This window comes from Planobispora rosea (genome assembly GCF_014648175.1).
Classification (GTDB): domain Bacteria; phylum Actinomycetota; class Actinomycetes; order Streptosporangiales; family Streptosporangiaceae; genus Planobispora; species Planobispora rosea.
Genome location: NZ_BMQP01000031.1, coordinates 31,052 through 55,828, shown reverse-complemented (window position 1 = coordinate 55,828; position 24,777 = coordinate 31,052). Strand labels below are relative to the sequence as shown.

19 protein-coding genes and 1 pseudogene are annotated in these 24,777 nt (G+C 72.0%); 14 read left to right on the top strand and 6 right to left on the bottom strand.

Going from position 1 to position 24,777, the window contains the following annotated elements:
- Nucleotides 1-81: 81 nt before the first annotated feature.
- Entirely contained in the window at nucleotides 82-936 is an 855-nt protein-coding gene (locus IEZ08_RS26885) for a DivIVA domain-containing protein (RefSeq protein WP_084779641.1), read from the top strand.
- 111 nt (nucleotides 937-1,047) lie between these two features.
- Here the strand turns inward: IEZ08_RS26885 and IEZ08_RS26880 are convergent, their stop codons facing one another.
- Nucleotides 1,048-1,542 carry an Lrp/AsnC family transcriptional regulator gene (locus IEZ08_RS26880; RefSeq protein WP_068921805.1) on the bottom strand — a complete coding sequence of 165 codons (495 nt, stop codon included), beginning with the start codon at nucleotides 1,540-1,542 and terminating at the stop codon, nucleotides 1,048-1,050.
- A gap of 193 nt (nucleotides 1,543-1,735) precedes the next feature.
- Between IEZ08_RS26880 and IEZ08_RS26875 the strand changes: the two genes are divergently transcribed.
- The 8 genes from IEZ08_RS26875 to IEZ08_RS26840 all read left to right on the top strand — a co-directional run bounded on the left by IEZ08_RS26875 (nucleotide 1,736) and on the right by IEZ08_RS26840 (nucleotide 11,156).
- On the top strand, nucleotides 1,736-3,193 hold the full coding sequence (locus IEZ08_RS26875; protein ID WP_189243234.1) for a gamma-aminobutyraldehyde dehydrogenase: 1,458 nt from the start codon (nucleotides 1,736-1,738) through the stop codon (nucleotides 3,191-3,193).
- A gap of 25 nt (nucleotides 3,194-3,218) precedes the next feature.
- A complete protein-coding gene (locus IEZ08_RS26870; RefSeq protein ID WP_068921807.1) occupies nucleotides 3,219-4,364 on the top strand; it encodes an ABC transporter ATP-binding protein in 1,146 nt (381 codons plus the stop codon).
- Nucleotides 4,365-4,372: 8 nt separating this feature from the next.
- Nucleotides 4,373-5,614, top strand: a complete 1,242-nt coding sequence (locus tag IEZ08_RS26865) for an ABC transporter substrate-binding protein (protein ID WP_084779642.1) — start codon at nucleotides 4,373-4,375, stop codon at nucleotides 5,612-5,614.
- Between the two features lie 3 nt (nucleotides 5,615-5,617).
- On the top strand, nucleotides 5,618-6,481 hold the full coding sequence (locus IEZ08_RS26860) for an ABC transporter permease (protein WP_068921808.1): 864 nt from the start codon (nucleotides 5,618-5,620) through the stop codon (nucleotides 6,479-6,481).
- Nucleotides 6,478-7,260 carry an ABC transporter permease gene (locus IEZ08_RS26855; RefSeq protein WP_068921809.1) on the top strand — a complete coding sequence of 261 codons (783 nt, stop codon included), beginning with the start codon at nucleotides 6,478-6,480 and terminating at the stop codon, nucleotides 7,258-7,260. The genes IEZ08_RS26860 and IEZ08_RS26855 overlap by 4 nt, the downstream gene beginning before the upstream one ends.
- A gap of 171 nt (nucleotides 7,261-7,431) precedes the next feature.
- Nucleotides 7,432-8,826, top strand: a complete 1,395-nt coding sequence (locus IEZ08_RS26850) for an NAD(P)/FAD-dependent oxidoreductase (RefSeq protein WP_068921810.1) — start codon at nucleotides 7,432-7,434, stop codon at nucleotides 8,824-8,826.
- A gap of 78 nt (nucleotides 8,827-8,904) precedes the next feature.
- The gene (locus IEZ08_RS26845) at nucleotides 8,905-9,894 is read left to right on the top strand and encodes an alpha/beta hydrolase (RefSeq protein ID WP_506330645.1); all 990 of its coding nucleotides are present in this window, start codon (nucleotides 8,905-8,907) and stop codon (nucleotides 9,892-9,894) included.
- 107 nt (nucleotides 9,895-10,001) lie between these two features.
- A complete protein-coding gene (locus IEZ08_RS26840; RefSeq protein WP_068928458.1) occupies nucleotides 10,002-11,156 on the top strand; it encodes a DUF418 domain-containing protein in 1,155 nt (384 codons plus the stop codon).
- On the opposite strand, the gene IEZ08_RS26835 is transcribed toward IEZ08_RS26840, so the two are convergent.
- The 3 genes from IEZ08_RS26835 to IEZ08_RS26825 all read right to left on the bottom strand — a co-directional run bounded on the left by IEZ08_RS26835 (nucleotide 11,131) and on the right by IEZ08_RS26825 (nucleotide 16,890).
- On the bottom strand, nucleotides 11,131-13,023 hold the full coding sequence (locus IEZ08_RS26835) for a propionyl-CoA synthetase (protein ID WP_189243232.1): 1,893 nt from the start codon (nucleotides 13,021-13,023) through the stop codon (nucleotides 11,131-11,133). The genes IEZ08_RS26840 and IEZ08_RS26835 overlap by 26 nt on opposite strands.
- A gap of 104 nt (nucleotides 13,024-13,127) precedes the next feature.
- Nucleotides 13,128-15,830 (bottom strand): PEP/pyruvate-binding domain-containing protein, encoded by a 2,703-nt coding sequence (locus IEZ08_RS26830; protein ID WP_189243231.1) that lies wholly within the window; start codon nucleotides 15,828-15,830, stop codon nucleotides 13,128-13,130.
- A 145-nt stretch (nucleotides 15,831-15,975) separates the two neighbouring features.
- Nucleotides 15,976-16,890 carry a helix-turn-helix transcriptional regulator gene (locus IEZ08_RS26825; protein ID WP_229803521.1) on the bottom strand — a complete coding sequence of 305 codons (915 nt, stop codon included), beginning with the start codon at nucleotides 16,888-16,890 and terminating at the stop codon, nucleotides 15,976-15,978.
- 91 nt (nucleotides 16,891-16,981) lie between these two features.
- Between IEZ08_RS26825 and IEZ08_RS26820 the strand changes: the two genes are divergently transcribed.
- The 3 genes from IEZ08_RS26820 (at nucleotide 16,982) to IEZ08_RS26810 (ending at nucleotide 19,475) form a co-directional block, all read left to right on the top strand.
- Complete coding sequence (locus tag IEZ08_RS26820) at nucleotides 16,982-17,422, top strand: DoxX family membrane protein (RefSeq protein WP_189243230.1); 441 nt, start codon at nucleotides 16,982-16,984, stop codon at nucleotides 17,420-17,422.
- 50 nt (nucleotides 17,423-17,472) lie between these two features.
- Nucleotides 17,473-18,708, top strand: coding sequence for an NAD(P)/FAD-dependent oxidoreductase (locus tag IEZ08_RS26815; protein ID WP_068921815.1), 1,236 nt, complete (start codon nucleotides 17,473-17,475; stop codon nucleotides 18,706-18,708).
- 113 nt (nucleotides 18,709-18,821) lie between these two features.
- Nucleotides 18,822-19,475 carry a hypothetical protein gene (locus IEZ08_RS26810; RefSeq protein WP_068921816.1) on the top strand — a complete coding sequence of 218 codons (654 nt, stop codon included), beginning with the start codon at nucleotides 18,822-18,824 and terminating at the stop codon, nucleotides 19,473-19,475.
- A 63-nt stretch (nucleotides 19,476-19,538) separates the two neighbouring features.
- Here the strand turns inward: IEZ08_RS26810 and IEZ08_RS26805 are convergent, their stop codons facing one another.
- Entirely contained in the window at nucleotides 19,539-19,841 is a 303-nt protein-coding gene (locus IEZ08_RS26805; protein ID WP_141703667.1) for a PASTA domain-containing protein, read from the bottom strand.
- Nucleotides 19,842-20,203: 362 nt separating this feature from the next.
- On the opposite strand from IEZ08_RS26805, the gene IEZ08_RS26800 reads away from it, so the two are divergent.
- A complete protein-coding gene (locus tag IEZ08_RS26800) occupies nucleotides 20,204-21,430 on the top strand; it encodes an MFS transporter (RefSeq protein ID WP_203863573.1) in 1,227 nt (408 codons plus the stop codon).
- Nucleotides 21,431-21,485: 55 nt separating this feature from the next.
- Here IEZ08_RS26800 and IEZ08_RS26795 read toward each other — a convergent pair whose 3' ends face one another.
- A complete protein-coding gene (locus IEZ08_RS26795) occupies nucleotides 21,486-22,418 on the bottom strand; it encodes an acyl-ACP desaturase (protein WP_068921819.1) in 933 nt (310 codons plus the stop codon).
- Between the two features lie 213 nt (nucleotides 22,419-22,631).
- Here IEZ08_RS26795 and IEZ08_RS40825 point away from each other — a divergent pair.
- Nucleotides 22,632-24,416 (top strand): annotated as a pseudogene (locus IEZ08_RS40825) (AfsR/SARP family transcriptional regulator); the annotation flags it as partial.
- Nucleotides 24,417-24,777 lie beyond the last annotated feature (361 nt).

Sequence of the window (24,777 nt, the reverse complement as noted above, 5' to 3'; positions counted from 1 at the left end):
TACCGCCCGCGGACGCTCGCTTTACCGGTCCGGGCCCTCCAGAATGGTGGTCTCACATACAGGGACGGAAAGGATGCGGGGTTGAACCGCTTTCCACGGGTGCTGGGCCTGCGTTCCGGATACGACCCGGATCAGGTGGACGCGCTGGTCCGCCGGATCGAGGGAACCCTCGGCCGGGGCGAGCTGGTGGGCGAGCCGATCACCGCCGACGAGATCCGCGACGCCCGCTTCCGCGCGAAGCTGGGCGGGTACAACGAGACCGCCGTGGACTTCGCGCTGGAAGCCTTCATCGTGGCGATCGAGACCCGTCCGGAGCGGGGACGCCTCCCGCGGCCGCAGGCCGTCCACGCCTCCGCCCCCGCGCCGTGGGCCGACGAGCCCTGGACGGCGGACGACGAGCCCCGGTCGGCGGCCGGAGCGCGCGACGCCGCCCCGGCGGACGAGATCGCCGTGGACGAAGCCACCACGGACGAGGTCGCGCTGGCCGGGATCGGCGAGGCCGATGTCCTGGTGGCGGGGGAGCGCACCGACGTCCCCGGCGAGGCGGCCCTGTGGCCGCAGCCGCCGCAGTCCCTGCTGACGCGGTATCCGCCGCTGGAGCGGGACGGCGTGATGCCCGGCGGGCCGGAGGAGCAGCTGTTCGGCGGGCGGGAGGAGCAGCCGTTCGAGGGGCGGGAGGAGCAGGCGGTCAGGGTCGAGCGGGTCGCCTTCCGCGCCGGACGGCTGGGCATGGGTTACGACGAGGGCGAGGTCGACGAGTTCCTCGACCGGATCGTGGCCACTCTGCGGGGGACCACCGATCAGCCCCTCACGGCCGCGGAGGTGCGCGCGGCCCGGTTCAACACGGTGATGTTCAAGCCGGGATACTCCGTGAGCCAGGTGGACGGCTTCCTGGCCGAGATGGCCGACGTCCTGGAGGGGTATTCCGGCGGATGACGGAGCGTGCGGCGGACGGGGACCCCGCGTGCGGCGGAGGCCCCGCGGTCCCACCGGGAACCTCCGTGAACGCTCCGGACGTCCCGGAGGCCCCGGAGGCCCCGGGGAGTGTCAGCGGGTGCCCCAGGAGTAGGTCTGCTTGTGGAGCTTGAGATAGACGAAGGTCTCGGTGGCGCGCACGGTGGGGATGGCGCGGATCTTGCCGAGGATCTCCAGGAGGTGCTGGTCGCTCTCGCAGACGACCTCCACCATGATGTCGAGGGATCCGGCGGTCAGCACGACGTAGTCGATCTCGGCGATGGCCGACAGTTCGTCGGCCACCGTCTCCAGGTCGCCCTCGCACTTGATGCCGATCATCGCCTGCCGGGAGAAGCCGAGGGTCAGCGGGTCGGTGACCGCGACGATCTGCATCACGCCCGCGTCGAGCAGGCGCTGGACCCGCTGGCGGACCGCCGCCTCGGACAGCCCCACGGCCTTGCCGATGGCCGCGTACGGCTTGCGCCCGTCGCCCTGCAACTCCTCGATGATCTTTTTGGAGATCTCGTCGAGGACGACGGTGCCGGGCTTGGATTCACCGTCCCGGCGTACCTTCGGTGGTGTCGTCATCCTCGCTCCCATGAAGAGGTTTCAGGGCTGTGTCTGTCATGTTGCGGGTTCGGTGCGACATGTTGTCAGTTCTGACCGCTCTGTCAAGCGATTCCGTAGCAATTTGGTATCTTCACAACGAAATCCCTTGTTGAGAGACTGTCGCTCTGTAAGAGTCGCGACAACTCAACCCCCATGCGCTAGGAGGTCGACGGTGACCACCCCGGTTGAGAACCCTGAGCTCACCCGTCTTCGAAACTACGTCAACGGCGAGTTCGTGGAAGCCACGAGCGGCAGGTTCTCCGACATCATCGATCCCTGCACCGGAGAAGCCTATCTGCGGGCGCCGATCTCCGGCGCGGAGGACGTGGACGCGGCCTACGCCGCCGCGGCCGCCGCGTTCGAGTCGTGGGGCCAGACCACGCCGGGCGAGCGTGCCAACCTGCTGCTGAAGATCGCCGACGCGATCGAGGCGCGGGCCGACGAGCTGAACGAGGCCGAGTGCCGCAACACGGGCAAGCCGCGGGCACGTATGGCCGAGGACGAGACGCCGGTGGCCGCCGACCACTTCCGGTTCTTCGCCGGCGCCGCCCGCACGCTTGAGGGCCCCACGTCCGGAGAGTTCCTGGCCGACCACACCTCCGTCATCCGGCACGAGCCGATCGGCGTCGTCGGCCAGGTCACGCCCTGGAACTATCCGATGATGATGGCCGTGTGGAAGATCGCCCCCGCGCTCGCCGCCGGTAACACCGTCGTGCTCAAGCCGTCCGACACCACCCCGGTCTCCACGCTCAAGCTGGCCGAGATCATCGGTGAGGTCCTGCCGAAGGGCGTCTTCAACGTCGTCGTCGGCGACCGCGAGACCGGCGCCCTGGTCGTCGGCCACCCGACCGCGGCGATGGTCGCGATCACCGGTTCGGTCGGCGCCGGCATGGCCGTCGCCAAGAGCGCCGCCGACGACCTCAAGCGGGTCCACCTGGAGCTCGGCGGCAAGGCCCCGGTCGTCGTCTTCGACGACGTCAGGGACATCAAGGCCGCCGCGGAGGCCATCGCCACCGCGGGCCTGTACAACGCCGGCCAGGACTGCACCGCGGCCTGCCGCGTGCTGGTCCACGAGAACATCCACGACGAGTTCACCGCCGCGCTCGTCGAGGCCGCCGCGAACACCAGGACCGGCGACCTGGCGGACGAGGAGGCCCTGTACGGCCCGCTCAACAACGCCACCCAGCTGGAGCGCGTCGCGGGCTTCTTCGACCGGGTCCCGGGCCACGCCAAGGTCCTGACCGGTGGCCACCGCATCGGGGACAGGGGCTACTTCTTCGCCCCGACCGTCGTGGACGGCCTCCAGCAGGACGACGAGATGGTGCAGAACGAGGTCTTCGGCCCGGTCATCACCGTCCAGACCTTCTCCGACGAGGCCGACGCGCTGGCCAAGGCCAACGGCGTCAAGTACGGCCTGTCGGGCTCGGTGTGGACCTCCGACCACGGCCGGGCGATGCGCATGTCGAGGAAGCTCGACTTCGGTGTCGTGTGGGTCAACACCCACATCCCCTTCGTGTCCGAGATGCCGCACGGAGGCTTCAAGCACTCGGGCTACGGTAAGGACCTGTCGGTCTTCGGCCTGCACGACTACCTGCGGGTCAAGCACGTCATGCACTACATCGGCGAATAGCCGCGGACAGAGAGACAAGCCTGGTATGACCGAAACCCAGGCGGGCACGGGGGAGGCCATGGCCTCCCCCGTCGCACCCCAGGTGCCCGCCATCGAGCTCGACGGAGTCGTCAAGGAGTATCTCGCCAACGGTGAGGTCGTCCAGGCGGTCAAGGGAGTCACCTTGTCCATCGCCGAGGGCGAGTTCTTCTCGCTCCTCGGCCCCTCGGGCTGCGGCAAGACCACCACCATGCGCATGATCGCCGGGTTCGAGGACCCGTCGCGCGGCGTGGTGCGGCTCCACGGCCGGGACGTGACGAACGTGCCGCCGAACCGGCGCGACGTCAACATGGTGTTCCAGTCCTACGCGCTCTTCCCGCACATGAACGTGTGGGAGAACGTGGCCTTCGGCCTGCGGCGGAGGAAGACCCCCGAGGCCGAGATCAAGCGGCGCGTCGGTGAGACTCTGGAGATCGTGGACCTCGTCGGCCGCGAGAAGCGCCGCCCCAGGGAGATGTCCGGCGGCCAGCAGCAGCGGGTCGCGCTGGCCCGCGCCCTGGTCAACCGGCCGCGGGCGCTCCTGCTGGACGAGCCGCTGGGCGCCCTGGACCTCAAGCTCCGCCAGGCCATGCAGATCGAGCTCAAGCGCATCCAGCGCGAGGTCGGCATCACCTTCGTCTACGTCACGCACGACCAGAGCGAGGCGCTCACCATGAGCGACCGCATCGCCGTCATGCACGACGGCCTGGTCGAGCAGCTCGCCTCACCCAGGGAGATCTACGAGCGCCCGGCCACCGCGTTCGTGGCCGGCTTCATCGGCACCTCCAACCTGATCCGCGGCACCGTCGACCGGGTCGAGTCCGGCAACGCCGTACTCGCGCTGGACGAGGGCGGGCGGGTCCTGGTGGCGGAGGCGTCGCATCGGGCGGGGGACCCGATCACGATCACCGTACGCCCCGAGAAGATCACCATTTCCACGGAGGAGCCCGCGGGGGGGCTCAGCGCGGTGCGCGGCACCGTGTCCGAGGTGGTCTACCTGGGCCTGTACAACAGTTACGCGGTGCGCCTCGCCGACGGCGCCGAGGTCACCGTGTTCCAGCAGAACGCGCTCGACAGCAGCAGCACGGCGGAACGTGGTGACGCCGTGTGGTTGTCGTGGCAGCCGCATCACTCGTACGCGATCGGAAGTTGAGCCTCCTCATGCACGACCCCCGCACCTCCCCCGCCTTCCTCCGCGGCATGACCCGCAGCCGCTCCGTCAGCCGGCGCGACGCCTTCCGCCTGGCCGGGCTCTCCGCCGCCGGGCTCGCGCTGAGCGCCTGCGGCGTCCAGGGGCAGCAGAAGGCCGCTCCGAAACCGTCCGAGGTCGCCGACTTCTGGTCCGGGAAGCAGAAGAACGGCAAGGTCGTCTTCGCCAACTGGCCGGAGTACATGCCCGAGGACCGCGGACCGCTGAAGAAGTTCCAGCAGGAGACCGGCATCGCGTTCGATTACCTCGAGGTCATCGACGAGAACGCGACGTTCTTCGGCAAGGCCGAGCCGCAGTTCAAGGCCGGGCAGCCGCTGGGCTACGACATCATCGTGATCACCAACGGCATGCAGTTCGCCCGCATGCAGGCCCTGGGCTACCTGGTGGCCCTGGACCACAAGCAGCTGCCGAACTTCGCCGCCAACGCCGCGCCGAAGTACAAGAACCCGGCCTACGACCCGGACAACACCTACTCCATCCCCTACACCTCCGGCATGACCGGCATCGCGTACAACACCAAGTACGTCAAGGAGCCGATCACCAGCATCCAGGCGCTGTTCGACCCCAAGTACAAGGGCAAGGTCGGCATGATGGCCGACGCCCAGGAGATCGCCAACTACGGCCTGCTCGCGCTCGGCATCACGCCGGAGAAGTCCACGAAGGCCGACTGGGAGAAGGCCGCCGCGCTGCTCGACAAGCAGCGCGAGGACGGCCTCGTCCGCAAGTACTTCGACCAGGACTACATCGACGCGGTCTCCAAGGGAGACGTGTGGCTGACCATGGGCTGGTCGGGCGACGTCTTCCAGCGCCAGCTCGCCGGGGAGCCGGTCGCGTTCGCGGTGCCCGAGGAGGGCGGCACCATCTGGACCGACAACATGATGATCCCCAAGGGCGCGGCCAACCCGGTCGACGCGCTCATGCTCATGGACCACCTGTACAAGCCCGAGGTCGCCGCCGAGCTGACGGAGTACATCCAGTACGTCACGCCGGTGCCCGCGGTCAAGGAGCTCCTGTCGACCAAGGCCGCGGGACTGAAGGGCGAGGACAAGGAGGCGCTCGAGGCGATGATCGCGAGCCCGCTGGTCTTCCCCTCGGAGGAGGACTACGCCAAGCTGCACGGCTACGTCTCGCCTACCGAACCCGCGGAGCAGGAGGCGTTCCAGAGCATGTTCCAGGCCGTCACCCAGGGTTAGCGGATGAGAAGAGTCAGAGCGACGGCCGCGCCGTACCTGCTGGCGCTGCCGGCGTGGATCTGGTTCGGCGTCTTCTTCGTGGTGCCGATCGCGGCCATGGCCTCGGTCTCGCTGACGACCGGCAACATCCTTGAGGGTTTCCAGCAGACCTTCAGCGTCTCCAACTACGCCGCCGCCATCGGGCAGTACCACACGCAGATGATCAGGTCGCTGGTCTACGGCGGCGTCGCCACGGTGATCATGTTGCTGCTGGCCTACCCGATGGCCTACTGGATCGCCTTCAAGGGCGGCAGGCGCAAGTCGATGTACCTGTTCCTGCTGCTGCTGCCGTTCTTCGTCTCGTTCGTGCTGCGCACGATCTCCTGGGGCTTCCTGCTGGCCGACGACGGCATCCTGTTCGGGCCGCTGAAGTCGGCGGGCCTGCTGCCCCAGGGCTTCCACGTGCTGGCCACCGAGTTCGCGGTGATCGGCGGCCTGGTCTACAACTTCCTGCCGTTCATGGTGCTGCCGATCTACGTGGCGCTGGAGCGGGTGGACCCGCGGGTGATCGAGGCCGCCTACGATCTGTACGCCTCGCGGTGGGCGGCCTTCCGCAGGGTGGTGCTGCCGCTGTCGCTGCCGGGCGTCTTCGCGGGCGTGCTGATGACCTTCGTGCCTGCCACGGCCGACCCGGTCAACGCCCGGGTGCTCGGCGGCACCGGCACCACGATGATCGGCAACATCATCCAGACCGAGTACATGACCAACAACGACTACCCGACCGCGTCGGCGCTGTCGTTCACGCTGATGGCGGTGCTGCTGGTGGGCATCTTCGTCTACGCCCGGTCGCTCGGCACCGAGAACGTGCTGGAGGCGGCGGCCCGATGACAGGCAAGCTCGGCGACAGGCTCCTGCACGGCTACACCTGGCTGATCATCGCGTGGCTCACCGCGCCGATCATCGTGATGATCATGTTCGGCTTCAACGACAAGCAGAGCAAGTCCAACACCTCCTGGCAGGGCTTCACGTTCCGCTGGTACGGGGAGCTGTTCGCCGACAGCTCCCTCACCGGGGCGCTGGTCAACTCGTTGCAGGTGGCGGTGGTCAGCACCGTGCTGACCACCGTGATCGGCACCGCCCTGGGCCTGGCCCTGGGACGGCACCGCTTCCGCGGGCGGGGGGTGAGCAACTTCCTGGTCTTCGCGGCGATCTCGACGCCCGAGCTGGTCATGGGAGCCTCGCTGCTGTCCCTGTTCGTCTCGGGCAACACCCCCCGGGGCCTGGCCACCATCACCATCGCGCACGTGCTGTTCTCGCTGTCCTTCGTGGTGGTGACGGTGCGCGCCCGGGTGGTCGGGCTCGACCCCTCGCTTGAGGAGGCGGCCAGGGATCTGGGGGCGGGCACGTGGACCACGTTCCGGCTGGTCACCCTTCCGGCGATCATGCCGGGTGTGCTCGCCGGGGCGCTGCTGGCCTTCGCGCTGTCCATCGACGACTACGTCGTGACGAGCTTCGTCAACGGCAACCAGCTGACGTTCCCGCTGTGGATCATGGGTTCGGTCAAAGTGGGCATTCCCCCGCAAGTCAACGTCATGGGCACGCTAATCTTCGGTATCGGAGTCGCCATCGCGATCGCCAACGCGGTTGCGAGCAGGCGTCGCGCCTGAGGACTCCGGGGGCCCCGTACCGCGTGGTGCGGGGCCCCCGGCATACCGTCCGCGGCAAGGAACAGGGAGGCGAGATCGGAATCAGGCGGGGGGAACCCGCGCCCGATCAACTGACTGATCGAGCAATCAACTCAAGAAACGCTTTCAAGACTCACGTTGGGAAGTGAGATTGTGGATCCGCTGAAGGCACTGACTGATGCGGAGCGCAAGCCGTACTGGCTCGACAGCACGGCGAAACCCGAGCCGCAGGCGCGGCTGTTCGGAAACACGACGGCCGACCTCGCGGTGGTCGGCGGTGGCTTCTCGGGGTTGTGGACGGCTCTGATGGCCAAGGAGCGCGACCCGTCGCTGGACGTGGTGCTGCTCGAAGGGCGGAGGATCGGCTGGGCGGCCTCCGGGCGCAACGGCGGCTTCGCGATGGCGACCCTCACCCACGGCATCGCCAACGGGCTGGAACGCTGGCCCGAGGAGATCTCGACGCTGGAGCACATGGGCCTGCGCAACCTCGACGAGATCGGCGAGACCGTCACCCGTTACGGCATCGACTGCGGCTACGAGCGCACCGGGGAGCTGCACGTGGCGACCGAGCCGTGGCAGCTGGAGGAGATGCACGAGAGCGCGCAGGTCGCCCGCGAGCTGGGCGTCCGGTTCGACGTGATGGACGCCGACCGGGTGCGGGCGGAGGTGGACTCGCCCACCTACGTCGGAGGGATGTGGGAACGCGACGGCTGCGCCATGCTCGACCCCGCCCGGCTGGCGTGGGGTCTGCGGCAGGCATGCCTGGACCTGGGCGTGCGCATCTACGAGCGCACCCCCGTCCGCTCCGTCAAGGACGTCCCGGCGGGCCTGGACCTGCTGACGCCGTACGGCACGGTGAAGGCCGCCAGGGTCGCCCTCGGCACCGGCGTGTTCCAGCCGCTGCTGCGGCGGCTGAAGCACTTCCTGGTGCCGGTCTACGACTACGCGCTGATGACCGAACCGCTCTCGGCTGAGCAGCTGGCCTCGGTCGGCTGGCACAACCGCCAGGGCGTCGGGGACGCGGCCAACCAGTTCCACTACTACCGGCTGACGCAGGACAACCGCATCCTGTGGGGCGGCTACGACGCCGTCTACTACAACGGCGGGAAGATCAAGCCGGAGTACGAGCAGCGCGACGAGACCTTCGTCAAGCTGGCCGAGCACTTCTTCACCACGTTCCCGCAGCTGTCGGGGCTGCGCTTCACCCACCGGTGGGGCGGGATCATCGACACCTGCAGCCGCTTCAGCGCCTTCTACGGGCAGTCGCACGGCGGGCGCCTGGCCTACGCCGTCGGCTACACGGGGATGGGCGTCGGGGCGACCCGCTTCGGGGCCAACGTCATGCTCGACATGCTGAGCGGGGAGCGGACGGAGCGGACCGAGCTGCGGATGGTCAAGGAGAAGCCGATCCCGTTCCCGCCCGAGCCGATCCGCTCGGCGGGCATCCAGATGACCCGCTGGTCGATCGCCCGGGCCGACCTCAACCAGGGCCGCCGCAACCTCTGGCTGCGCACCCTGGACAGGATGGGCCTCGGGTTCGACTCCTAGCGTGCGCCGGATCCGGATCCGGATCCGGTCCGACCTCATTCTGTACGGCCCGCGCCCGCGCGGGCACGGCGTCCACAGGTGCCCGCCCGCCTCCGCGCGTCGTCCACAGGCTCGCGCTCCCGGCTCGACCCGGGGGCGCGGGCCGTACAGACTGGGGGCATGACCGAGAGGGTTGAGTTCACCGCCGACGGGATCACGCTCGTCGGAGACCTGCGCGTGCCCGAGGGGCCGGGGCCGCACCCGGCGCTGGTCTTCACCGGGCCGTTCACCGGCACCCGTGACCAGGTCACCGGGCTCTACGCGGCCCGGCTGGCCGAGGCCGGCTACACGACGCTGGCGTTCGACCACCGCAACTGGGGTGAGTCCGGCGGGCAGCCGCGCCGACACGAAGACCCGCAGGGCAAGCTGCACGACCTGCGGGCCGCGGTCTCGCTGCTGCGCGCCCGGCCCGAGGTGGACGGCGACCGGATCGGCGCGATCGGCATCTGCCTGGGCGGGGGCTACGCGCTGAAGTTCGCCGCCTTCGACCCCCGGGTGAAGGCCTTCGCCGGGATCGCCGGGGCCTACAACAACCCCTACGCCATGCGCGCCGGGATGTCCCCGGACGGTTACCGGGGCACGCTGGCCTCCTTCACCGGGATCCTGGAGCGCCAGGATCAGGGCGGGCCGGTGGAGTACATGCCGGCCGTCGCGGAGGAGGGGGAGGCGGCGATGCCGGGCGACGAGCCGTTCGCCTACTACGGCACCTCCCGCAGCGCCTCGCCGCACTGGCGCAACGAGGTCACCCGGGCCTCCATCCGCGAGCTGATCACCGTGGACAACATGACCGGCGCCGACTTCCTGGCGCCCACGCCGGGGATCATCGTGCACGGGGTGGCCGACCGCTTCTGCTCCCCCGAGGGCGCCGAGGAGGCGTACAAACGCATGGACGGGCCCAAGAAGCTCGTCTGGCTCGACGCCCGGCTGCACATCGACCTCTACGACGCCGAGCCGTACGTCACCCAGGCCGTCGAGGCGGTGACCGCCTTCCTCGGCGAGCACCTGCACGGCTCGCCCGCGGAGGGATAGGGCAGCCGGGGCCGACCGAAGACGGAGGCCGTACATCCATCGGTGTACGGCCCGGTTGGGTCTGCGTGACGATGTCCTCCGCCGGCCGGGGCGCAATCGTGGACATCATGACGAATCACCGCATTGGCGCGCTCGACGTCCTCAGAGGCGTCGCCATCATGGGCACGTTGGGCACGAATATCTGGATCTTCACCGATCCCGCCGGGCCCGCGGGTGTGTTCGGTGCGCTGTCCCAGCCGGGGACCGTGGAGACTTTCCTGCGGTTCCTGACCAACGGCAAGTTCCTGGCGCTGCTCACCCTGCTGTTCGGGGTCGGCCTGGAGCTGCAGTACCGCTCGGCGCGGCGGCGGGGCACGCCCTGGCCGGGCTGGTACCTGTGGCGGGCGGCGCTGCTGTTCGCCGAGGGGCTGATCCACTACTTCCTGATCTTCGAGTTCGACGTTCTCATGGCCTACGCGATCACCTCGATGATCGTGGCCTACCTGATCGGCCGGAGCGACCGCGCCGTCCGGGCCTGGATGATCGGCGTGGGATCGGTGTTCGCGCTCGTCACCGGCCTGCTCACCGCCGCCATGCTGTACGGCCAGGGCGCGGGATCCGCCTCGGACACCGGGCGGAGCACCCTGTTCAGCGACGGGAGCTACGCCGAGCAGGTCGCGGCCCGGGTCGAGTCGTTCGTCCTCTACCGGCTGGAGGCGGTGTTCATCGTCCCGATGGGCATCGTGCTGTTCCTGCTCGGCTCCCGGCTGATGCGCGCCGGGGCGTTCGAGGACTCCGGCCGGGGCGCCGCGCTCCGGCGCAAGCTCATGATCTTCGGTCTCGGCGCGGGCCTCCCGCTGAACCTGCTGACCTCCTTCGCCGGGGAGGGCTGGTTCCTGGTGGACCGCTACCTGCTGCCGCCGCTGGTGGCACTGGGCCTGCTCGGCCTGGTCACCACGGTCGCCCACCGGCTGACCGGCACCCCCGGCCCGCTGCGGCGGGGCCTGACGGCCGTCGGCCGGACCGCCCTGAGCTGCTACGTCTTCCAGAACCTGGTGGCGGCCGCGCTCTGCTACGGCTGGGGCCTCGGACTGGCCGAGCGCCTGGACGGGCTGCGGCCGTGGTGGGTGCCGCTCGCCTGGGCGGGCATCTGCCTGCTGTTCATGACGCTGGCCTCGCTCTGGCTGCGCCGCCACGACCGGGGGCCGCTGGAGCTGCTGTGGCAGTGGGCCTATCGGGCGCCCCAGCGCTCCCGGGTCACGGCTCCCGCGGCGGGGAGATGACCGGGCGCAGGACGTCCAGGACCGTCGCGTCCTCGATCGTCGAGGGCACCGGCTCGTCGGTGCCCTCGGCCATCCCCCGCATGGTCTTGCGCAGGATCTTCCCCGACCGGGTCTTCGGCAGCGCCGGGACCACGTCCACCCGCTTCAGCGAGGCGACCGCCCCCACCTGGTCCCGGACCGCCCGGACCAGGTCGGCGCAGACGGCGTCGGGGTCGGCCGCCACGCCGCTCTTGAGCACCACGAAGCCGCGGGGGACCTGCCCCTTCAGCTCGTCGGCGACCCCGATGACCGCGCACTCCGCGACCGCCGGGTGCGCGGCCAGCACCGCCTCCATCGACCCGGTCGAGAGCCGGTGCCCGGCCACGTTGATCACGTCGTCGGTGCGGCCCATCACGAACAGGTAGCCGTCCTCGTCCAGGTAGCCGCCGTCGCCGGTCAGGTAGTGGCCGGGGAAGGCCGACAGGTACGAGCCGACGTAGCGCTCGTCGTCCTGCCAGAGCGTGGGGAGCGTCCCCGGCGGGAGCGGGAGCCGCAGGCAGATGGCGCCCTCCTGCCCGGGGGCGCAGTCCCGCCCGTCGGGGTCGAGGACCCGCACGTCGTAGCCGGGGACGGGCACCGTGGGAGAGCCCGGCTTGATCGGCATGGGCTCCAGCCCCCGCAGGTTCGCCGCGACGGGCCAGCCGGTCTCGGTCTGCCACCAGTGATCGATCACCGGCACGCCCAGCTTCTCCGAGGCCCAGTGGTAGGTGTCGGGGTCCAGGCGCTCCCCGGCCAGGAAGAGCGTCCGCAGCGACGAGAGGTCGTACTCGCCGAGCAGGGTCGCGGCCGGGTCCTCCCGCTTGATCGCCCGGAACGCGGTGGGCGCGGTGAACAGCACGTTCACCCCGTGCTCGGCGATCACCCGCCAGAACGCGCCGGCGTCCGGCGTGCCGACCGGTTTGCCCTCGTAGAGCACGGTCGCCGAGCCGAGCAGCAGCGGGCCGTACACGATGTAGGAGTGGCCGACCACCCAGCCCACGTCGGAGGCCGCCCAGAACACGTCGTCCGGCCCCGCGCCGTAGACGTTGCGCATGCTCCACAGCAGCGCCACCGCGTGCCCGCCGTTGTCGCGCACCACGCCCTTGGGCAGGCCGGTGGTCCCGCTGGTGTAGAGGATGTAGAGCGGATCGGTCGCCTCCACCGGCACGCACCCGGCCGGAGCCGCCCCGGCGGAGGCCGTGGCGCTCGCCCAGTCGACGTCCCGGCCCGGGACGAGCTCGGCGGGGGCCTGCTCGCGCTGGAGGATCACGCATCGCTCCGGCCGGTGCGCGGCCAGGCCGAGCGCCGCGTCGAGCATCGGCTTGTACGGCACCACCCGGTTCGGCTCGATCCCGCAGGAGGCCGAGACGACGACCTTGGGCCGCGCGTCGTCGATCCGGACCGCCAGCTCCTTGGGCGCGAACCCGCCGAACACCACCGAGTGCACCGCGCCCAGCCGCGCGCAGGCGAGCATGGCGATCACGGCCTCGGGCACCATCGGCATGTAGATCACGACCCGGTCGCCCCTGACCACGCCCAGGTCCCGGAGCACCCCCGCGAACCGGGCGACCTCCGCCAGCAGCTCGGCGTAGGTGAACCTGCGGACGGTCCCGGTGACCGGGCTGTCGTGGATCAGCGCGAGCCGCCCGCCGCGGCCCGCCTGGACGTGCCGGTCGAGCACGTTGAAGCAGGTGTTCAGCTCCCCGTCGGGGAACCAGCGGTAGAAGGGCGCGCCGCCGCGGTCCAGGACGCGGCCGGGTGCCCGGCTCCAGGTGACGGCCCGGGCGGCCTCGCCCCAGAAGCCTTCGGGGTCGGCGATGCTGCGGGCGAAGGCGTCGGCGTACGGCATCCCGCCATCATGCTCCCTTGCCAAGCGCTTGGTCGAGATCTCTCCGGCGGTTCGCGCCGCCCGCGCCGCCTTGAGGTCCCGGCGGGTCGTGCGGGTCGTGGCGGCTAGGACGTGACGACCGTGCCGGAGGTGCCGTCCACAGTGATCTTCTGGCCCGTGGCGACGTGCTCGGTCGCGCGGGCCACGCCGACGACCGCCGGGATGCCGTACTCCCGGGCGACCACGGCCCCGTGCGAGTTGGCTCCGCCCATCTCCATCACCAGGCCGCCCGCGGTCAGGAACAGCGGGGTCCAGCCGGGGTCGGTGGACGGGCAGACCAGGATCTCGCCGGGTTCGAGGTGCGCCCCGGCCGGGTCGAGGACCACCCTGGCGACGCCGGTCACCGTCCCCGCCGAGGCGGGGGTGCCGGTCAGCGCGCGGTCCGCGGCACCGGGAAGGGCACCGGGGACGGCACCGGGGGCGGCGACCGCCTCCGGTTCGGTGCCGTCCGACAGGATCACGCGCGGAAGGTGCCTGCGGCGCCTCTCACGCGCGGCCTCCTCGCGCCGCTCGGCCACCAGGGTGCGCGGCGCGGACGTCCCGTCCTGCGCCGGCGCCCCGGTGAGAGCGGAGCGGGTCTCCTTCAGCGTGAGGAAGAAGACGTCGTCGGGGGAGTCCAGGACGCCGCGGGCGGTCAGCTCGGCGCCGACGGCCCGGAGCTCGGCGCGCATCGCGGCGAAGGCCGTGACCATGAGGAACTTGGGGAGCTCCCGCAGCCCGGCCAGGGCACGGACCCGGCCGAGGGCGAAGCGGACGATCCGGCCGCGGAGGCCGCCCGCTCGGGCGCTCAGGGCCCTGATCGTGCCGGCCGCCTCGGCGGCGCCCCTGGCGAACACGGTGTCGGGGGCCAGCGCCGGGTCGTCCAGCCGCAGGTAGTTGGCCAGCACGCCGATGACGTGGGCCGGATCCTCCACCCAGCGGGGCACCCCGATGTCGATCTCGGCGACCGCGCGGACGCCGTACGTCGCCAGGAACTCCCGCAGGCCCCCGTCCACCGTGGCGGGCAGCGACCCCGCGTGGAAACGCGCGGCGAGGTCGGTGGCGGGGGTGGTCAGCAGCAGGGACGCGGCCTCGGCGTCCTGGCGGATCCGGGTGGCCAGGTTCCACAGCGCCAGATCCATCTCGGTGGTCACGTTGTGCGGCAGGCCGCGCAGGACGGTGAGCAGCTCGCCGGGCCGGGCGCGGTCGCCCAGCAGGCGGGAGGCCAGGGCGAACATGGCGAGCCCGGCCAGCGCGCTGGGCATGATCGTCGGGACGACCGGGAAGACCTTGGCGGCTATCGTCCGCTCGACGAGGTCGAGCCGTTCGAGCGCGGTGGCGTCCTTCGGGGAGGCGAGCCGCGCGCGTAGGACCGACTCCACCCGCGCGGCGTTGCGGTGCGCGGACTCCGGGTTCAGCAGGGCCCGGGCGGCGCGCGCGGGCATCCGGTAGCGGGCCGCGATCCGCACGGCCCGGCGCAGGGCGGGACGGACGGAGCGCCGGGTCAGCCCGAAGCGGGGATCCCGCGCCAGCTCCCGCAGGATCACGGCCGATCTGGCCTCCATCATGTCCAGCAGCCGGGGTACGAGCGCCCGCCCGACCCGGCTCCGGATGACCCCCGTGACGTCGAAGAAGATCCGCTGGCCGCCGACGGCGAGCACCGGCGCCCCCTCCCGGCGGTCGGGCACCGTGATGCCGTACAGCTCGGCGGCGGCCGCCGAGATCAGCCGGAAGACCTCCTGGCCCATCGGAGTGACGGGCTGGTAGACCCCCTGCGCGACGCTGAACGAGAAGTAGATCCTGGTCTCGGCGGGAGGAGGGTCGGCGGGCAGGTGCCTGGGGATCGGGAAGAGCGTGGTGATCGGACGTGACTGGGTCAGCCAGAGGACGCCGTCGCCGTCGATCGCCCACTCGGTGTCCTGGGGCGCCCCGTAGTGGTCCTCGACCCGCCCGCCCAGCTCGGCCAGGGCCCTGATCTGCTCATCGGTGAGGCACGCGCCGTCCGCCGGGGCCTGCGGGATCTCGACGCGCTCGACGCCGCCCTCCCGCAGGGACCGTACGGCCAGCCGCCTGTCGCCCGGCCGCCGCTCGGTGATCCGCCCGGTGGCGATGTCCACCACGAAGCGGTCGGGGTTGACCGCGCCGGAGACGACGGCCTCGCCGAGACCGGGGGCGGCGTCGATCACGGCCTCGCGCCGCCGTCCGGTGACCGGGTTGGCGGTGAACATCACCCCGGCGACCTCGGCCTGAACCATCTCCTGGATCACGACGGCCAGCCGTACGGTGCGGTGGTCGACGCCGTTCGCCGCGCGGTAGGCCACGGCCCGGTCGGTCCACAGGGACGCCCAGCACTTGCGGACCGCCTCCAGTACGGCGTCCGGGCCGATGACGTTGAGGTAGGTGTCCTGCTGCCCGGCGAAGCTGGCGTGCGGCAGGTCCTCGGCGGTGGCGGAGGAGCGGACGGCGACGGGGCCGGACACGCCGTGCCGTACGGCCTCGGCGATGTCGTCGGGCACGGGGGCGTCGAGAACGACCTTGCGGGCCGTCGCGGCCAGCTCGCCCAGTCCGCGCGTGTCCGTGGCGGGGGTCGCCTCCAGGGCGTCGAGCACCGCCTCCAGGCCGCCGGACCGCTCGGTGACCCTGCGGTAGGCCTCCGTGGTGACGCACCGGCCCGGCGGGACGGGGAGCCCGGCGGCGGTCAGCACGCCGAGGTTGGCGGCCTTGCCTCCGACGAGCGGGAGCGCGTCCGCTCCGATCTCGTGGAATCCCAGGACCAGTGGAGCGTTCATGGTGTGCCTCCTCGAACTCCACGATAGGTCCGCGCGACCGCTAAATCAACAAGTGATGAAATATGGGCCACCGGGAGGCGGCCCGCGGGGCAGGGTGATCGTCGGGCGGCAGGTGCGCACCGGCCCGGGTCGCGGACGTGCGGTTCTAGCGACCGTCCGCGTGCCGGCCGGGGGCGGGGTGGAGCCGTACACAGCACAGTCCCGGGGCGGGGGCGAGGCGCGCGGTCATCCCGGTGAGGGCCAGGCTGTTCAGGACCCCGTCGAGCAGGTGGAGGTTCATCCCGCAGACGAGTTCGGTGTGCTCGCGTGCCAGGACGTGGAAGGGGCAGTTGCGCAGGACGATGTCCCCGCCCTCGGCGCGGGGCTCGTAGCCGTGGGCCTCAAGCGCGGCGAGCAGGGCGGCCCGGCCTTCGGCACCCCCGGCCTCCCCGGCATCCGGGGCCTTCCCAGCCTCCCCGGCATCCGGGGCCTTCCCGGCATCCGGAGCCTCCCGGTCGGTCGAGGCCGGATGGGCCGCCTGCCCGATCTCCCTGCCCAGCCGGTGCGCGCGCCGTTCCAGGGCGGCCCGCGGCGAGTCGCCGGACCGCTCGGCCTCCTGGAGGGCGCCGGCCAGCAGCAGCCCGGCGAGGTCGTAGTGGCGCTCCGGAAGCGACACCGCGACGTCGCAGGACGCGCGCCGGTACAGCTTGGCGGGGCGGCCCGCGCCGGGTCCGGTCCGGCCGGTGCGCCGGGCGAAGACGACCTCCAGCAGCCCCTGGCCGGCGAGCCGTTCGAGATGGAAGGCCGCGGTGGTGCGCGGCAGGCCCAGGGCTTCGCCGACCTCGTCACGGCTCACCGGCTCGGGGCGGCCCGCGACGTGCTCGTACACCTCGCGGCGCGTCGGCTCGCCGAGCGCGGCGACGGCGGCGATCTGCGCGGCCCTGCGCTCCCCGTGCTCCCCGTGCCCCCCATGTTCTCCGTGCCCCCCATGTTCTCCGTGCTCCCCGTGTTCTCCGTGCTCCCCGTGTTCTCCGTGCTCCCCGTGTCCTTCGATTCCTGCGCGCTCTCCGTGTTCTCCCACTCGACCACTCTATAGCCAACTCTCATTGACGAAATGAGGGAAGAGGTCTAGCTTCTAACTGAAGCGAATCCTGTTTTTAGAGGAGGCAGTCATGGCATCCACCACTCCGGCCACCGGCTCTCCGGGGAGGGTCTCCCCGTCCGACCCCGCCTACCGCGCGTTCCTGCTCCTGCGCGTGGTGTTCACCGCGGCGCCGATCCTGTTCGGGCTCGACAAGTTCACCGGCCTGCTCACCGACTGGCCGCGCTACCTCGCCCCGTGGATCGACGGCATCATCCCGGGCACCGCCGGGCAGGCCATGTACGCCGTCGGCGTCATCGAGATCGTCGCCGGGATCATGGTCGCGCTGCTGCCGCGGTTCGGCGGCTGGATCGTGGCCGCCTGGCTCGCCGGGATCATCGTCAACCTGCTGACCGGCCCAGGCTTCTACGACGTCGCGCTGCGGGACCTCGGCCTCATGGCGGGAGCGGTGGCGCTGGCCCTGCTCGCCTCCCGATACGCGCCCGCCGGACGCGGCGGATCCTCATACTGACTCTGAGTCCTCAGACCGTAGCGGCACCCGAGCCGAGAGAAGGGGCTCCCATGGCCACCGAGCAGACATTCGTCATCGTCGGAGCGGGCCTCGCGGGGGCGAAGGCCGCCCAGACCCTGCGGGAGGAGGGGTTCACCGGCAGGGTCGTCCTCGTCGGCGCCGAGACCGAACGGCCGTACGAACGGCCGCCGCTGTCGAAGGGCTACCTGCTCGGAAAGGAGGAGAGAGCCAAGATCTACGTCCACGACGAGGGCTGGTACCGCGAGAACGCCGTCGAGCCGGTCTTCGGCAGGCGCGTGACGCGTCTCGACCGGGGTGCCCGCCGGGCCGAGCTGGACGACGGCGCCCGCCTCGGCTACGACAGGCTCCTGCTGGCCACCGGCTCGTCCCCGCGCCGCCTCGACGTGCCCGGCGCCGGCCTGGACGGCGTGCACTACCTGCGCACCGTCGCCGATTCCGAGCGGATCCGCGACGCCGTCCGCGGCGGCGGCCGGGTGGTCGTCGTGGGCGCCGGATGGATCGGCCTGGAGGCCGCCGCCGCCGCGCGGGAGCACGGCTGCGAGGTGACCGTCGTCGAACCCCGGCCCGTGCCGCTGGAGGCCGCGCTCGGGCCGGAGACGGGCGCCTTCTTCGCCGCCGTCCACCGGGGGCACGGCGTCGAGGTACGGCTCGGCCGCGGGGTGACCGGCTTCCTCGGTGACAAGCACGTCCGGGCGGTGACGGTGGACGGCGGGGACGAGATCCCGGCCGATGCGGTGATCGTGGGCGTCGGCGCGCGGCCGGAGACCGGGCTCGCCGAGGGGGCGGGCCTGGCCGTCGGGAACGGCGTCCGCGTCGACGCGGCCCTGCGTACCGGCGACCCCGCGGTCTACGCCGCCGGCGACGTGGCCGAGGCCTTCCACCCGAGGTACGGCGCCCACATCCGCGTCGAGCACTGGGCCAACGCCCTCAACGGCGGACCGGCCGCGGCCAGGTCCATGCTCGGGCAGGAGGTCGTCTACGACCGCCTGCCGTACTTCTACACCGACCAGTACGACGTGGGCATGGAGTTCTCCGGCTGGTTCGCCCCGGGCGGTTACGACGAGGTCGTCGTCCGCGGCGACCTGGAGGCGCGTGGCTTCCACACCTTCTGGCTGGCCGGGGGGCACGTCGTGGCGGGCATGCACGTCAACCGGTGGGACGAGGGCGTCGCCCCGGTCCAGGAACTGATCCGGATGGCCGCCCCCGTCGACCGCGAACGTCTCGCCGACCCCGCGACCCCCCTGCAGGATCTCGTGAAACTCTGATCGTCCCCGCCGGACCGCGAAACGCCGGACGGCGGGTCCGGCGGGCAGCCGGTCGGCGAGATCCGATCCGCATCGGGCCGAACCGGTCGCGGCCCCGCGATGTAGAAAGATGTATGAGGTCTCGTTCCCTCCCCGCCGCCCTGCTGGTTCTGGCGGTCTCAGGCTGCCAGGCGGACCCTTCCCCTCCGGCCGGGGCCGGGGCCGCGCCCACGAGCACCGTCCCGGGCTCCGCGAGCCCGGGAGGCGTCACGCCGGACTTCGGGAGCGCCACGCCCGACCCCGCGGCGAAGCTCCGCCGCCCGTGGCCGGACTCACGGCTCGGGCCGGGGGAGCGCTGCCCGGTCACCACCGGGACCACGCGCCCGGACCCGGAACTCGGGCCGCTCCTGGGCACGGGCCGGGTCGGGCCGGTGGGGGTGGGCCCGAACGGCCGGCTGGAGTACGAGCATCCCGACGTCGGCAACCTGACGGATCGCTCCTGGGGTGCGCGGAAGGTGCTGTGGGCGGTGGACCCCGGGCTGGACACGCTCGTCCTGGTCCGCGGCCGCCGGCTCGACGGCCCCGGCGAGGTGGCCTTCAACGATCCCGCCGCCCCTGAGCTCCTGCTCGACCCGGCCGAGGACGCCAAGCCGGGCGGCTGGCGGGACCATCCGTCCTTCACCCGGTTGCGCGCCCCCGGCTGCTACGCCTACCGGGTCGACACGGAGGCGGGCTCCTTCACGCTCGTCTTCCGTGCGGCCGGTCCCGTCGTGGGGCCCTCCGGCTGAGGGGGTGCCCGGGCCCGCTCGGATGCCCGGTCCCGAGAGCGGGCCCGGCCGCCGGTCGCTCCCTCAGCGGGACGGGCCGGGTTCGGGGAGTTCGGCGCCGAGTGCTCCGGCCGGAGGAATCGGGCGGCGCGGCTCGTGGACGCCGCTCTCCCCGCCGGGGTCGTGGTGCACCCAGACGGTCACGGTGCCCCAGCGCTCCAGGAGGGCGCCGGGGAGGGGGTGCTGCCGTACCACGATGCCGTTCATGACGGGTTCCGGACCGTCTGGGTCGGGCCCCTGGAGGAGCAGGCCGGCGTCGTGGCCGGCCAGCCAGGCGTTCAGGGCCTGCATGCCGCGGAAGTCGGGGATTGCGACGGTATCGGTCAATGTGTGGTCACCACGTCGATGGTATGTCGCGAAGGGCCGGGCCGGAAGGCTCGGACGGGGGGACGGGGGGACGGCGAGACCGCCGAGGTGCTGGGCCATCGGGGCGGAGAGTGTGACGAGAGCGGGATGGACGGTGCGACTGGAGTGACGTGCGGTACGGATGTGATGTCAGCCACCTTGGGGGACGAGGGACAAACCGAGTCCAATTTGTGGCATAAGATGGCTTGTTGGTGCGTTCTACACGAATGCATGCAATGACCGCACGGCGGCCGCTATAAGCGGTATCTACCCCGGTCGAAGCCCACCACGACGGCGCGCTCCCGGACCGGGCAGCGCTCCGTCTGGACTCGGACGGAGACCCGTTGAAGTCTTACCTCGCCGTTCTCGGCTCCCCCGGCGCCTGGCGTTTCCTCGCCCCCGCCTTCCTGGCCCGCCTGCCGTACGCCATGTTGCAGCTCGGCATCCTCCTGCTCGTGGAGTGGTCCACCGGCTCGTACGGCGCCGCGGGCATCGCCTCCGCCGCCGCGGCCGTGACGCAGGCGCTGGTCGGGCCCCGGACCGGGCGCCTGGCCGACAGGTACGGCCAGGCCAGGGTACTCCTCCCGCAGGTCGTGGTGCACGCCGTCGCGCTGGGCACGTTGCTGGCGCTGGCCGCCGCGCAGGCCCCGGCCGCCGTGCTGGTGGCGGTCTCGGCGCTGGCCGGTGGGTCGATGCCGCAGGTCGGCTCGATGGTCCGGGCCCGGTGGGCGCACGTTCTCGGCGGCTCGGGCAAGCTGAACACGGCCTTCGCCCTGGAGTCGATCACCGACGAGCTGACCTTCACCCTCGCCCCGGTGCTGCTGGTGGCGCTCTCGACGGGGTTCTCCCCGGTCTGGGCGCTGTCGGTGGCACTGGTCATGGTCGTGGCGGGCACACTGGTGTTCGCCGTGGTCCGCAGGGGCGCCCCCGAGCCGATGCCGGTCCGGGTCAGATCCCAGAGCGGCGTGCTGCGGCTGCGCGGCGTGGCCGTGCTCGCCCTCGCCTTCGTCGCTCTCGGCACCGTCTTCGGCAGCCTCCAGGTCGGCATCACCTCCACCACCGCGGCCCTCGGCCAGCCCGGCGCGGCCGGGCCGATCTACGCGACGTTCTCCGGCGTCAGCCTCGTCGGCGGGGCCCTCTACGGCATCGTGCGCTGGCGGGCGGGGGCCGAGGTCAGACTGGCGGTGGCCGTCGCCCTGCTCTCCGCGGCCACGGTGGCGCTGAGCTTCGCCGGATCCGTCCCCCCGCTGTACGGCGCCGCCGCCCTGGCCGGATTCGTGATCGCCCCTGCGGTCATCACGGGTTACACCCTGGTGGAGCGGCTCGTCCCGGCCGAGGTCAGAACCGAGGCGTTCACCTGGCTGAACGGCGCGATCGGCCTGGGCATCGCGACCGGCGCCGCCGTCGCCGGCCAGCTCGTGGACCGCGCCGGAGCGACCGTGGCCTTCCTCGTCCCGCCGGTCACCACCGGCCTGGCCGCGCTGCTCGTGCTGTCCTTCCTCCGCACGCTGCGGCCCGGGAGCGCGGCACGGTCCGGGACCCGGGACCGCGAGCTGGCCGCGGCGCCGTGATCCCGGTCCTGTGATCCGTTCCGGGAGGGGCCGGGGGGCGAGGTTCCGGGCGGGATCAGGCGCGGGCGGCCTGCGCGGCGCGGCGGGCCTCGCGGCGCTCGACGAAGCGGGAGGCGGTGACCTCCGTCCGGGAGAGGAACTCGGCGAGCTCCTCACGGGCCTTCTCGCCCTCGGGGCCGAGGCCGTCCAGGTCGAAGACGTCCCACTGGCGCAGGACCGGCATGAGCACGTCGTCGAGGTGCAGGCGCAGGTCGTAGATCCCGGCGTTGGCGATGATCATCGCCTTGCGGGTGAAGCCCTCGATGCCGGTGCCCGGCATCTGGAAGGTGGTGACCACGTCGGTCACGGCGCGCATGGTCTGGTCCGGGTCGATCTTGAAGGCCGCGTCGAGCAGGTTCCGGTAGAAGAGCATGTGCAGGTTCTCGTCGGCCGCGATCTTGGCGAGCAGGCGCTCGCAGTTCGGGTCTCCGGAGGCCCTGCCGGTGTTGCGGTGGGAGATGCGGGTGGCCAGCTCCTGGAACGAGACGTAGGCCAGCGAGTGCAGCACGCCGTCGTAGGAGTTGGTGAAGCCCTCGCCCATGTGGACCATCCGCGCCCGCTCCAGCGCGACCGGGTCGACGGCCCTGGTGACGGTCAGGTAGTCGCGCAGGGCGGTGCCGTGGCGGTCCTCCTCGGCGGTCCAGCGGTGCACCCAGGTGCCCCACGCCCCGTCGCGCCCGAAGGTGGTGGCGATCTCGTGGTGGTAGCTGGGGAGGTTGTCCTCGGTCAGCAGGTTGACGATGAGGGAGACCCGTGCCTCCTCGGGGAGCTTCGCGTCGCTCTCGGACCAGGCCTCGCCGCCGAATATGCCGTCGTAGTCGCGGCCCTGCGACCACGGGATGTACTCGTGCGGGAACCACTCCTTGGCGGTCCTGAGATGCCGGTCCAGCTCACCGGCCACGACGGGTTCGAGCTCGTGCAGCAGCTCGGTCTGGCTGAGTTCTCGCATGGGGTCTCCCTCGCAGACTACGGAACCGTAAGTTACGTTAACGTAGGTAAATCGTCAGGTCGTAAGTGGGATTCGTCCTATTTATCGACGCGAGGTTTGTGGTGTTCCTCCTTGTGCCACCTCGTAGCCCCCTCCCCCCTGCCACCGCCGTCCTCCGCGTCCCCTGCGGTCTTCCCCGGAACGCCGGGATTCTCGCCGAACCGGTATTAGTGCATGGTCCTCCCGTCCTTCGACGGCGAAGGTGGGGGCGTGGAATTCATGATCCTCGGCCCGCTGGAGGTCCGGCGGGACGGCACGCCGATCGAGGTGACCGGTGATCGCCAGCGAGCCCTGCTGACGGGCCTGCTGCTGCGCCGGGGCTCCGTGGTGCCCTTCGAGCAGCTGGTGGACGAGATCTTCGCCGATCGGCTGCCCCGCGATGTCCGCAACACGCTCCAGACCTGCGTGACCCGGCTGCGGCGGTTCCTCGGCCAGGACGGGATCGTGCTGACCCGCTCGCCGGGTTACCTGCTCGACGTCCCGGAGGACAGCGTGGACGCCGGGCGCTTCACCGCGCTGGTGAGCCGTGCCGGGTGCACCGCCGACCCGCACGGCCGGCTCGGTCTGCTGGAGGAGGCGCTGGGCCTGTGGCGGGGCCCGGCCCTGGCCGGGTTCGACTTCGCCAGGGCCGAGGCCGCCCGTCTGGAGGAGACACGGCTGGCCGCCCGGGAGGAGCGCGCCGCCACCCTGCTCGCCCTCGGGCAGCCGGAACCCGCCGCGGCGGACCTCGACGCGCTGGCCATCGCCCACCCGTGGCGCGAGCGCGCCGTCTCACTCCTGGTCACCGCGCTCGCCCGGGCCGGGCGGGTGCCCGACGCCCTGGCCGCCTACACCCGCCACCGCGACGCGCTCCGCGACGAGCTGGGGCTCGACCCCTCAGCGGACCTGCGGGAGCTGCACCGGCGCGTTCTCCGCGGCGAGCTGCGTCCCGCCCTCGCCGCCGTCCCCGACCTCATCCCCGCCCCCGTTCACGGGTCCGCGATCCCCGTTCACGGGTCCGCGACCCCCACCGGGGGGTTCACGCCGCGCACCACCCCGACGCGCCGGGAGCGCCGGCCCCGCCCGCGCCCCGGCGCCCTCATCGGCCGCGAGCCCGAGCTCGCGGCGGTCCGCGGAGCGCTGGCGCCCGGCCGGGTCGTCACCCTCGTCGGCCCCGGCGGCGTCGGCAAGACCCGGCTCGCCCAGCAGGTCGCCGATGACGAGGACCGTGGGGACGTCTTCTGGGTGGACCTCGCCCCGCTCCAGGACGCCACGGCGCTGCCGCACACGGTCGCCGCCGCCGTCGGGCTGGAGGTCGAGCCGGGTGTGGCGGTCACGGACGCGCTCGGCGAGTGGGCCGGTACGGCATGCGGGCTGCTCGTCCTGGACAACTGCGAGCACCTGCTGCCGGCCGTACCGGAACTGCTGGACCGGATGCCGGGGGTGATCGCCCTGGCCACCAGCCGCGAGCCGCTCGGCGTCACGGGGGAGCACGTCCTGGACGTCCCGCCGCTGGAGTGTCACCACGCGGTCGAGCTGTTCCGCGCCCGGGTCCCGGTCCCCGGCTTCGCGGCCGGACCCGGCCAGCGGGAGCGGGTGGCCGAGATCTGCCGGGTGCTGGACGGGCTGCCGCTGGCCGTGGAACTGGCGGCGGCCAGGATCGGCTCGCTCACCGTGGACGACCTCGCCGACCGGCTGGACGGGCGCTTCGCGCTGCTGCGCCGTACCCGCCCGGTGGGCCGCCACGGCGCGCTGGAGACGGTGATCGGCTGGTCCTACGACCTGCTCTCCGCCGACGAGCAGCGGGTCTTCCTCCGGCTCGCCGCCTTCGCCGGCACCTTCGACCTGGCCGCGGCCGAGGCCGTGGCGGGCCCGGAGACCGCCGACCTGGTGACCCGGCTCGCCGACCGGTCGATGCTGACCCGGCCCGGCCACGCGGGCGTCGGCCGCTACCGGATGCTGGAGACCATCCGCGCCTACGCCCTGCGCCGCATGGACGGCGAGGAGCTGCGGCGGCTGCGGCACCGGCACGCCACGGTGATGGCCGAGCTGGCGGAGCGGGCCGAGCGGGGGCTGACGGGAGCCGAGGAGGTCCGCTGGGCGCGGACGCTGGACACCTGGCTCGCCGACATGAGCCTGGCCTGGACCTGGGCGGGTGAGGCAGGGGAGCACGACCTGATGGTGCGGCTCGCCGCCGCGCTCGCGCGCTACGGCTACTGGCGCGGCCGCCGCGACGTCCTGGCCTGGGGAGAGGCGACGGCGGCCGCGGTCTCCGGGCACCGGAGGCTGATGGTGGCCTACGGCGCCGCGGCCTTCGCCGCCTGGGGGGACGGCCGGCTGG

What these genes read in the sequence shown, in the direction of transcription:
- IEZ08_RS26835 (WP_189243232.1), bottom strand. Translation starts at nt 13,023, where the DNA reads ATGCCGTACGCCGACGCCTTCGCCCGCAGCATCGCCGACCCCGAAGGC.
- IEZ08_RS26860 (WP_068921808.1), top strand. Translation starts at nt 5,618, where the DNA reads ATGAGAAGAGTCAGAGCGACGGCCGCGCCGTACCTGCTGGCGCTGCCG.
- IEZ08_RS26795 (WP_068921819.1), bottom strand. Translation starts at nt 22,418, where the DNA reads ATGCGAGAACTCAGCCAGACCGAGCTGCTGCACGAGCTCGAACCCGTC.
- IEZ08_RS26820 (WP_189243230.1), top strand. Translation starts at nt 16,982, where the DNA reads ATGGCATCCACCACTCCGGCCACCGGCTCTCCGGGGAGGGTCTCCCCG.
- IEZ08_RS26830 (WP_189243231.1), bottom strand. Translation starts at nt 15,830, where the DNA reads ATGAACGCTCCACTGGTCCTGGGATTCCACGAGATCGGAGCGGACGCG.
- IEZ08_RS26815 (WP_068921815.1), top strand. Translation starts at nt 17,473, where the DNA reads ATGGCCACCGAGCAGACATTCGTCATCGTCGGAGCGGGCCTCGCGGGG.
- IEZ08_RS26840 (WP_068928458.1), top strand. Translation starts at nt 10,002, where the DNA reads ATGACGAATCACCGCATTGGCGCGCTCGACGTCCTCAGAGGCGTCGCC.
- IEZ08_RS26880 (WP_068921805.1), bottom strand. Translation starts at nt 1,542, where the DNA reads ATGACGACACCACCGAAGGTACGCCGGGACGGTGAATCCAAGCCCGGC.
- IEZ08_RS26870 (WP_068921807.1), top strand. Translation starts at nt 3,219, where the DNA reads ATGACCGAAACCCAGGCGGGCACGGGGGAGGCCATGGCCTCCCCCGTC.
- IEZ08_RS26855 (WP_068921809.1), top strand. Translation starts at nt 6,478, where the DNA reads ATGACAGGCAAGCTCGGCGACAGGCTCCTGCACGGCTACACCTGGCTG.
- IEZ08_RS26865 (WP_084779642.1), top strand. Translation starts at nt 4,373, where the DNA reads ATGCACGACCCCCGCACCTCCCCCGCCTTCCTCCGCGGCATGACCCGC.
- IEZ08_RS26810 (WP_068921816.1), top strand. Translation starts at nt 18,822, where the DNA reads ATGAGGTCTCGTTCCCTCCCCGCCGCCCTGCTGGTTCTGGCGGTCTCA.